This is a genomic window from Flavobacterium xueshanense (assembly GCF_900112975.1).
GTDB classification, from domain to species: domain Bacteria; phylum Bacteroidota; class Bacteroidia; order Flavobacteriales; family Flavobacteriaceae; genus Flavobacterium; species Flavobacterium xueshanense.
Map to the genome: position 1 here is coordinate 65,015 of NZ_FONQ01000017.1, position 9,942 is coordinate 74,956.

Genomic DNA, 9,942 nt, shown 5'->3' on the forward strand with positions numbered 1-9,942 from the left:
GATCAAAAAAAATAAAAATTTGAACAACGATTAAACTTTTAATTCATTTTCGGTGGCAGTTTCAAAAATTTCTAAATCAAAATAACTTACGGATGCGATGATATGATCAAATATATCCGACATAGTATACTCGTAATTTTCAAAACGTTTGTCATGCGAAAAGGCGTAGACTTCAAGCGGAACTCCATGTGAGGTCGACTGCAATTGGCGACAAAGCATCAACATCTCTTGATTTAAGCCGGGATAATTAAATAAATATTCGGTTATGTATTTTCGAAACAAGCCTAAATTGGTCAAATTCCGTCCATTTATAGCAATGGATTTATCAATTTTATTGTTGGAGTTATATTCGTCAATTTCTAATTTTCGGGTGTCAATATAATCTGAAATAAGATGTATTTTCTTTAAATCACTTAATTCTGTTTCTTCCAGAAATCGAATACTGCTTGTTTTAATGAGAATGTGTCTTTTGATGCGTCGGCCATCAGAATTCAACATTCCGCGCCAGTTTTGAAACGAATCGGAACTTAAACTGTATGTTGGAATAGTGGTCGTAGTGTTGTCGAAATTTCGAACTTTCACTGTTGCCAGATTAATTTCTATTACATCTCCATCGGCACCAAATTTATCCATCGTAATCCAGTCGCCAATTCGAACCATATCATTGATTGAGACTTGAACGCTGGAAACAAAACCTAAAATAGTGTCTCTGAAAATCAAGATAATTACCGCAGAAACCGCTCCCAAAATGGTTAACAACTCTTTTTGATTGATATCGAATAATTTGGAAATAATAACCGTAATCCCAACAGTCCATAGCACAATCATTATCACCTGAATGAAACTGTCAATTGGTTTATCGCTGTATCGCGGTTTCAGTTTTAAATAATCTCGTAAAGCATTAAAAATGGTTCGGATAATCCATAAAACCAACATTACAATATAAATTCCGACTAATTTTCCAAAAACGCCTTCCCAATACACGTATTTATCTAAAATAATTGGTACCGATTTATAGATAAACAGCAGCGGAATTAAATGCGCAATGTACTTGGCAGTTTCATTGGTTACGAGTAAATCATCAAATCTCGTTTTAGTTTTTTGGGCAATAACTGCCATAATGGTGACCAAAATAAGTCTAAAAACAACATAAATTGCATACGCCAAGACACACAATAGAATGATATTGAGCACTAGACTTAAATAGGAAGCTAAACTGCTTCCCAATCCCCATTGTCGGAATACAGGATAAAGAAAATTGAATATTTTTTCTATGTATTTATACATTTTGCAAATATTTTTTATCTACATAAAAAGTTCCAAAAGGAACTAAGGAACCCAAACATATAATTCCGAATTTTTTCCAATCCCAATTCTGTTCAAATTTCAGCATTATCGCTAAAATGATGTAACTTACAAACAAAATTCCGTGAGCCATTCCTATTGGAAATAATAATGCCTTGTAAAAAGCAACATTTGTAGGTTTCACAACTAACATATTGGTAAATAAAGCCAAATAAGAAACTCCTTCGAGTAGCGCGACAATTTTAAAAATTTTAAGCATAAAAATAAATTTGAGGATAAAAGTAAAAAATTACGTTAGGATAAAAAGTGCTTCTACTTTTATTTGTGTCAAAATTAGGTATTATCAGTGATTTTCGGCGCATTGATTACAAAAGTAAATTACTTTTGTAATCTTAAACTTTGGTAATGAGCAAACGCGATTTAAAAAAATACTTAGCTGAATTGAATAAAGAGCAACTCGAAGAGCAAATTCTCGAATTGTACGAGAAATTCAGTTCCGTAAAAGTTTATTATAATTTTGTTTTTAATCCAAAAGAAGAAACGCTTTTGCAGGAATGCAAACTCAAAATTTCAAATGAATATTTTCCTTTCAAAAAGGCGGGAAGACGCAGCAAACCTAAAATGCGACGTTCCGTTGCTCAAAAATATATCAAGCATTTTATTCTTTTAGGTGTCGATCCCTTCGTAATTGCTGATGTAATGCTATACAATATCGAAATTGCACAAACCTTTGCATCTGAAAATTTTATAAAACAAGATTTGTTTTTCAAAAGTATGTTCAATTCTTTTGAGCAAGCCGTTATTTTCTTAATCGCAAACGGAATACTCAATGATTTTAAAATAAGAATAGCAGTCATTCATAACGAAACCATTACACAAAAATGGTACAACGAGCCAGAGTTCAATGCTATTATTGAGCGATTTGAGTATTGAATGGTTGCATAATTCAATTTTATTTAATCAATCCTGTTTTTTTTAATTAAAATTGATAACTAAACTGTTTTTTAGGTGTATTTTTGCAAAAATCCAACAATAAGCAATGTCGCAAAACACTTTAGAAATAGAAATCGAAGACAAAAAAGAACTTTATGCGTACCAAAAAGGCGACATTGACGCCATATTTGAGCGCATAGATAATGCACCTCCACAACACCATTTGTTATACCAATTGCCTACTGGCGGAGGGAAAACAGTAGTTTTTTCAGAAATAGTGCGACGTTACTTATCACAACACGATAAAAAAGTGGTTGTTTTGACACATCGAATTGAGTTGTGTAAGCAAACTTCAAAAATGTTGAAAGGTTTTGATGTAAAAAACAAAATTATCAATAGTAAAGTAAAAGAACTTCCGGACCAAAACGATTATTCTTGTTTTGTTGCAATGGTCGAAACTTTGAAAAACCGTATTAATGATGAAAAATTGCATTTAGATAATGTAGGATTGGTAATTATCGATGAGGCGCATTACAACTCCTTCCGAAAATTATTAAGCTCTTTCAAAAATGCATTCATATTAGGAGTTACAGCAACGCCTTTAAGTTCTAATATCAAGTTGCCTATGCATGAAAGCTACGATGAATTAATCGTAGGAGACACTATAAGTTCTTTGATTGAAAATGGATTTTTAGCAAAAGCAATCACGTACAGTTATGATGTAGGTTTGACCTCATTAAAAGTAGGTATCAATGGGGATTATACCGTAAAATCATCAGATGATTTATATACGAATATGGCCATGCAGGAAAAATTATTGCATGCTTACACGGAGAAATCTTTGGGTAAGAAAACCTTAATTTTTAATAATGGAATCAATACATCCTTATATGTATATGAAACATTTAGAGAAGCCGGTTATGCGATTCGCCACTTGGATAACACCAGCAACAACGAAGAAAGAAAAGATATTTTACATTGGTTTAAGCATACGCCGGATGCAATTCTGACATCAGTTGGAATTCTTACCACCGGTTTTGATGAGCCTACTGTAGAAACTATCATATTAAATAGAGCGACAAAATCATTGACATTATACTATCAAATGATTGGTCGCGGTTCCAGAAAATTACCTAATAAAGATACTTTTAGCGTTATCGATTTAGGGAATAATGCAGCACGATTTGGATTGTGGAGTGAGCCGGTAAATTGGCAACACATCTTTAAATCACCGGAGTTTTATCTGGAAAATTTACGTGATGACACTGAAATCGAATTGTATTTTAAATACAGCATGCCGCCTGAAATACGAGCTAAATTCAGCAAAACAGAAGTGGTAACTTTTGATATCGATGAGGAACACAAACTCATCATCAAACAAAATTTACGTTCAAAAGAAGTGCTGGAAAAATCATTGGAACAGCACGCTGCCATGTGTGTTGATAATTCTGAAACCTTGCAAGAGGCGAAAGCATTAGGGAAATTGCTAGATGATGATATCGATTGTCGCATCAAGCGTTATTCTAAATGTTTGAGCCAGTGCAGTAAAAATTACCGCGAGTGGCTTGTTGACGATTACAAATTAAAACTGGTATTGTTAACCGGGAAAAAATATCGGGAAAAAATCATGAACGAACCGGATGAAGATTAATATTTCTTTTTTAAGGAGCTAATCCCGCTATTCGTTGCAATCTTTCTGGTCATGAACTTGTTTCAGAATACTGAAACAAGTTCATGACCAGAAAGGATTTTCACTGCTATCGGGGCTAAAAATTACGTTTGCAAAACAACTTTTTTATAAAATTATAAAATCCAAAAAAATGCCAAAACAATTCTCTGATTTAGGAATTTCAGCACCAATATTAAAAGCGATTACCGAATTGAAAATTGTTGTACCCACAGAAATTCAACAAAAAACAATTCCGTTACTTTTATCAAACACTACAGATTTGGTTGGACTTGCAAAAACCGGTACAGGAAAAACAGCAGCTTTTGGATTGCCTCTTTTACAATTAATTGATACTGATTTACCAGTTGTACAAGCTGTGATTTTAGTTCCAACTCGGGAATTAGGACACCAGATTTTTAGAAACCTAGAAGATTTTTCTAAATATTTACCCAATGTCTCCATTGCGGCAACTTGTGGAGGAATTCCAATAAAACCCCAAATAGAACGACTTTCATTGCCTACACATATTGTTGTGGCAACACCTGGAAGATTGATTGATTTGATTCAGCGCAAAGCAATAAATTTAAAAGAAACCAAATTTCTGGTGCTTGATGAAGCCGATGAAATGGTGACTATTTTAAAAGAAAGCTTAGATGAGATTGTGGCGGAGTTACCTGCAATTCACAATACTTTTTTATTCTCGGCGACCATGCCCGGAGCTATCAAACAGTTAATTCAGAATTATTTAAACAAAAATGTGTTACACGTTAGTGCCAACATGGAAACAATAGGAAATCAAGGAATTGATCATGAATATATTGTAGTTGATCCCATTGAAAAACTGGATGTTTTGATGCATTTCTTGAATTCTAAAGAAGGAGAGCGCGGAATTATCTTTTGCAAAACAAAAGCCGCTGTCAATAAATTAGCAAAAAATCTGGCAATAAATAGATTTTCATCAGGAGCATTGCACGGAAGTTTGTCTCAGGGAATTAGAGACAGAATTATGGAGCAATTCCGTGAAGGACATATCAACATATTAGTAGCGACAGATTTAGCGGCAAGAGGAATTGACGTAAAAGAAATCTCTTATGTGGTCAATTACCATTTACCTGACGTTTATGAAGCATACGTACATCGTAGCGGAAGAACGGCAAGAGCAGGAGCAAAGGGACTTTCCCTAACGGTTTTGCAACAAGAAGAAGTAGGAGAAATTGCTGATTTCGAAAAAGAATTGGGAATAAAATTTACACAATTCAAAAAACCAACTGTTGCCAGTATCGAAGAAAACAACATGCTGTTATGGGCCAAACAAATTTTTAAGACCAAACCCAACCATGATGTCGTTCCGGAAGTAAAAGAAAAAATAAAAATTGTTTTTCATCATTTGACGAAAGATGAATTGATTGAAAAATTATTGGCTAATTATATGTTGCAAAACAAAAATGAGCCTTTAGAAAAACCCGTTAAAAAACTTAAAAAGAATTAAACATTTCAAGTTTATTTACTATTTAATTTATTAGAGCATTCATAAATAGTGTATATTTAGGGATGCTTTTTTAATTTATAGACTATAAAAACACGATATGGAAATTATAATAATCGGCGGTGGATTTGCAGGATTAAATCTTGCTAAAGAACTTTTAAATGAAAAAGGAATCAACGTAACACTCGTAGACAAAAATAATTACAATTTCTTTGCACCACTGATATATCAGGTCGCTACCGCTTTTTTAGAACCTTCAAGTATTAGTTATCCTTTTAGGAAATTTTTCTCGGGCAAAAAAAATCTACAATTTCGTTTAGGAAACTTACTAAAAATAAACCCTTCAGAAAATAAAATTATTCTCAACAATGGAGAATTAAAATACGATTACTTGGTTTTTGCCACTGGTGCCGAAACGAGTTACTTTGGAATGGAAAACGTAAAAAAAAATGCTATTCCAATGAAAACGCTGAATGATGCAATCGTGATGCGTAATACACTCTTAAAGAATTTAGAAAAAGCTGCCATTTGTAAAGACATTCGCGAACGCAGAAAATTATTAACCATTGTAGTTGCCGGTGGTGGTCCAACCGGCGTTGAAGTTTCCGGTATGATCGCTGAGATGAGAAAAAATATTTTGCTGAAAGAATATCAGGAATTAAGTACTACTGCAAGTAACCTTTATCTTGTTGATGGCGCCAATGCCTTATTGTCCCCAATGAGTAAAGCTTCTCAAAAAGATACGCTTGAAGCGCTGACAAAATTAGGAGTCGTCGTGAAATTGAATACCACAGTGGTAGATTATATAGATGACACAGTATATTTTGCCAATGGCGAAACGATTCAAACCAAGAATTTAATATGGGCTGCGGGAGTTTCTGCAAAAGTTTTCGAAGGAATTCCAATAGAAAGTTATGGTCGCGGAAAAAGAATGGCTACCGATGCTTACAATAAAGTAAATAGTACTGAAAACATATATGCAATTGGCGATACTTGTATCCAACTAACAGATACCGATTTCCCAAATGGTCATCCACAAGTCGCGCAAGTTGCGATTCAACAAGGAATAAATTTGGCTAAGAATTTTAAACTAATTGGTCAAAAAAAACCATTAAAGCCCTTCAGATATAATGATAAAGGATCAATGGCTATTATTGGAAAAAACAAGGCTGTAGTTGATTTACCAAGTCCTAAATTGCATTTTAAAGGATTTTTCGCTTGGATAATATGGCTATTTATTCACCTTATTTCTTTGATAACTTATCGCAATAGAGTGAAAACATTTTTCAATTGGATGATTGCCTATTTTGCAAAAGACCAGTCTTTGCGTATGATTATCAGACCTGATAAAAAAGTTAGGATATAATCAAAAAACACTAAAGCTATAATTAATGAACTATTGCAACTGCTTCATCTTGAGAAGTTGTAATAGTTTTTTTTATATTTCGTTTTCCAAAAATTAAAATTATTAAGGCTACAATTGTCGAAACGACCATGATTATAACCATTGGCAACATCGAATTTTTTACAAAAACACCTACTGCAAAAGATGCTAAAGCGCCAAATCCTAACTGAATGGCTCCCATTAATGCCGACGCACTCCCAGCATTTCTTGAGAAAGGAGCAAGCGTTAATCCTGCCGTATTAGGATTTGAAATTCCTAAACATGCTAAGAATAAAAATAGCATCGCAATAGTTTGATGCAAATTTAAAAGATCATTCATTGCCAAAACAAGGAATAAAATACTAATGAAAGATTGTGAAATTAATGCCCCAAAAATCATTTGTTCGCTCGTAAATTTTCTTAACAAAAATGAATTTAACTGGCTGGCACCAATAAAACTTAACGACATAAAAGCAAATATCCAACCATACGTTTTTCCGTTAACTTTAAAAATGTCCATAAATAAAATAGGGGAGGCCGCCACATAAGTAAACAATCCAGAAAAAGCTATTGCTCCTGCAAATGCATAGGTATAAAACTGAGGCTCTTTTAGAATAATGATAAAATTAGTAATAATTGGTTTTGGTTTTAATGAAATTGAAGTGTCTGGTTTAAAAGTATTTGGCAAACCGATTTGCGCAGCCAAAAGAATCAAAATACCCATACACATTAATATAAAAAATACGGTATGCCAGCCATAATCTTCAGTAACGTAACCACCGATAGTTGGTGCTAGCATTGGCGAAAGTCCAACAACCAACATCAATAATGAAAATACTTTTGGAATATCTTTTACAGGAAATAAATCCCGAACCATAGAAACCGATGCTACAGTTGCAGCACAGCTGCCAACAGCCTGAATGAATCGTAAACCAATAAAAGTATTTATATCAGTAACAAAAACGCAACCTAAAGAAGCTAAAATGTAAACGATTAGTCCAATAAAAAGCGGTTTTTTTCTACCAAAACGATCTAATAAAGGTCCATAAAGCAATTGTCCTGCAGAAATTCCAATAAAATAACTGGACAAAGTCATTGAAACATTAGCTACGGATGTGTTTAAATCTGCTGCAATTCCTGCAAAACCAGGCAAATACATATCAATCGAAAATGGTCCAAGTGCAGTTAGTGAACCTAAAATTAGAATTAATTGGAAATATCTATTTTTTGTCATTATGCGATCAGTGATGAAATTTTTTTTAATTTTGCAAAGGTAAATATTTAAAAGGCCAATCAAATGTTAGACTTAATAAATTTGATCTATCGCAAAAACTAAAAACATAAATAAAAGCAATTAATTCTTAACCAATAACATAATTCCGGACAAAAACAAAAGTCCTAACATAATTCGCTTTAAGATAAATTCATTTAATTTTAAATATACCTTATTACCTAATAATAATGCTACTATGAAAAAAGGTAAAACAAACATTGCATTATAAAATTGACTTACTGACAAAATACCTTCAAAGGCAAGAATAGGAATTCGCATTAATGTTATTAAACCTAAAGCACCAAACATGGTGGCACGTAAAGTCTTTACATTTGAGGTTTCACTTCTTATAATTATTAAATACAAAGGCCCTCCGGTAGAAAAAAGACCTGAAAAGAAACCTCCTAAAAAACCAAAAAAGTATTTCATTTTTGAGATTAACTGAATTTCTTTTTTTTCTTTTAAGTTATTTAATGCATACAAAATTATAAACAAACCCAATGCTTTTTTTAAAAATATTGGTTGAGTATATACCAAGACAATTATTCCAATTAATAGTCCAAAAAATGATGACGGAGCCAATTTTATTAAAAGTTGTTTGTCAATGTATTTCCACTCTTTGTAAACATAAATAGGAGTTGAAATAAAATAAAAAATAGATAAATAACCAATTGCATCGGACAATGGCATCACAAAGAGTAAAAAAGGTAAGGCAATTAAAGCACCGGCGAATCCGGTAATGGTTTGAACAAAAAAGCCAAGAAAAATACCAATAGTGAGTAGTAATAACATCATATCCATAATGCAAAATTAGATTAACGAGTAGTTAAACTAAAATTTATTCAACGGATTTAGTGTCCATTTACAGTAATTTAAATGTAATTTAGCCAATTTAAAAGCTTTAATTATGGTCGATGCACTTGATTTAAAAATAATAGAAAGTCTTAAAGTTAATTCCAGAACTTCATTTGTAGATATTGGCAAACATATAGGGCTTTCACCTTCATCAGTTAGAGAACGCATTCAAAAACTGGAAGATGCTGGTATTATTGAGGGATATAAAGTTCAGCTAAACAATAAAAAACTTGGCTTTGGCTTAGAAGTTTTTATTATGTTCAAATTATTTAGTACGAAACTGTACATTTTTTGTGAAGATTTAAATCAATTTCCGGAAATATATGAAGCCTATAGAATTACTGGTACACATAATATTTTTATGAAAGTAGTTTTAATTGATCAACTGCATCTGCAACAATTTATAGACCGACTTTTAATTTATGGAGAGCCAACAACACATTTGATTTTATCAAATTTAAAAGATTTATAATATTTCCGTAAAGCTGTATTTATAACTTTTTTAAAATTCAAATGTAATAAAATGAACTATAATTTATATTATGTAAAATAGACTTTACCGATTTAAAAACTTTCTGTTCCCCAACTTTGATTTGCTTAATTTATGATTTGCAATAAAAAGAAAAAATTGAATCAAAAATCTAGGAAGTCTGAACTTCTAGGATATTAGATTCAATTAATATAACTAGATTCAACTAATTAATGCAACTTTTAGGGGGGAGATAAAGACATTTTTTCAAAAGAAAGGACTTTTAAAAAGCCCTCTCTCTCGAATGGAATAAATGTTCTTTATTTGCTCCTGACCAAAGTTGTAAATAATGAGCCACTTAACCAGCGAACAAAGATACACAATCGGTGTATTATTAGATCAAAACTACAATAAAAGTGAAATAGCAATTCTTATAAATAAGGACAAATCTGTTATAACACGTGAATTAAAACGCAATTGCGATTTACGCAGTGGTAAATACAGTTCTGAATTAGCTCAGCGAAAATACGATAAGCGTCAAATAAATAAACCTAAAAAAGTTTATCTT

General features: G+C 32.3%; 10 protein-coding genes. 6 read left to right on the forward strand and 4 right to left on the reverse strand.

Annotated features, from left to right (window positions below; translation table 11 throughout):
• Positions 1-30: 30 nt before the first annotated feature.
• Together BMZ76_RS13680 and BMZ76_RS13685 are read right to left on the reverse strand one after the other, a co-directional pair.
• Positions 31-1,287 (reverse strand): mechanosensitive ion channel family protein, encoded by a 1,257-nt coding sequence (locus BMZ76_RS13680; protein WP_091207943.1) that lies wholly within the window; start codon positions 1,285-1,287, stop codon positions 31-33.
• Complete coding sequence (locus BMZ76_RS13685) at positions 1,280-1,564, reverse strand: DUF3817 domain-containing protein (RefSeq protein ID WP_091207948.1); 285 nt, start codon at positions 1,562-1,564, stop codon at positions 1,280-1,282. Before BMZ76_RS13685 ends, BMZ76_RS13680 begins: the two co-directional genes overlap by 8 nt.
• 146 nt (positions 1,565-1,710) lie before the next feature.
• Between BMZ76_RS13685 and BMZ76_RS13690 the strand changes: the two genes are divergently transcribed.
• The 4 genes from BMZ76_RS13690 to BMZ76_RS13705 all read left to right on the forward strand — a co-directional run bounded on the left by BMZ76_RS13690 (position 1,711) and on the right by BMZ76_RS13705 (position 6,759).
• Complete coding sequence (locus tag BMZ76_RS13690; protein ID WP_091207952.1) at positions 1,711-2,238, forward strand: DUF6155 family protein; 528 nt, start codon at positions 1,711-1,713, stop codon at positions 2,236-2,238.
• Positions 2,239-2,344: 106 nt separating this feature from the next.
• On the forward strand, positions 2,345-3,889 hold the full coding sequence (locus BMZ76_RS13695; protein WP_091207955.1) for a DEAD/DEAH box helicase: 1,545 nt from the start codon (positions 2,345-2,347) through the stop codon (positions 3,887-3,889).
• Between the two features lie 169 nt (positions 3,890-4,058).
• On the forward strand, positions 4,059-5,396 hold the full coding sequence (locus tag BMZ76_RS13700; protein WP_091207960.1) for a DEAD/DEAH box helicase: 1,338 nt from the start codon (positions 4,059-4,061) through the stop codon (positions 5,394-5,396).
• A gap of 97 nt (positions 5,397-5,493) precedes the next feature.
• On the forward strand, positions 5,494-6,759 hold the full coding sequence (locus tag BMZ76_RS13705) for an NAD(P)/FAD-dependent oxidoreductase (protein WP_091207964.1): 1,266 nt from the start codon (positions 5,494-5,496) through the stop codon (positions 6,757-6,759).
• Between the two features lie 22 nt (positions 6,760-6,781).
• Here BMZ76_RS13705 and BMZ76_RS13710 read toward each other — a convergent pair whose 3' ends face one another.
• Together BMZ76_RS13710 and BMZ76_RS13715 are read right to left on the reverse strand one after the other, a co-directional pair.
• A complete protein-coding gene (locus BMZ76_RS13710) occupies positions 6,782-8,011 on the reverse strand; it encodes a multidrug effflux MFS transporter (RefSeq protein WP_091207968.1) in 1,230 nt (409 codons plus the stop codon).
• Positions 8,012-8,131: 120 nt separating this feature from the next.
• Positions 8,132-8,851 (reverse strand): sulfite exporter TauE/SafE family protein, encoded by a 720-nt coding sequence (locus tag BMZ76_RS13715; RefSeq protein WP_091207972.1) that lies wholly within the window; start codon positions 8,849-8,851, stop codon positions 8,132-8,134.
• 106 nt (positions 8,852-8,957) lie between these two features.
• Here BMZ76_RS13715 and BMZ76_RS13720 point away from each other — a divergent pair, with 106 nt between their 5' ends.
• Together BMZ76_RS13720 and BMZ76_RS13725 are read left to right on the forward strand one after the other, a co-directional pair.
• Entirely contained in the window at positions 8,958-9,377 is a 420-nt protein-coding gene (locus tag BMZ76_RS13720) for an Lrp/AsnC family transcriptional regulator (RefSeq protein ID WP_091207975.1), read from the forward strand.
• A gap of 346 nt (positions 9,378-9,723) precedes the next feature.
• Positions 9,724-9,942, forward strand: a 219-nt coding sequence (locus BMZ76_RS13725; protein ID WP_143071099.1) for a helix-turn-helix domain-containing protein, incomplete at its 3' end; no start/stop codon positions are given.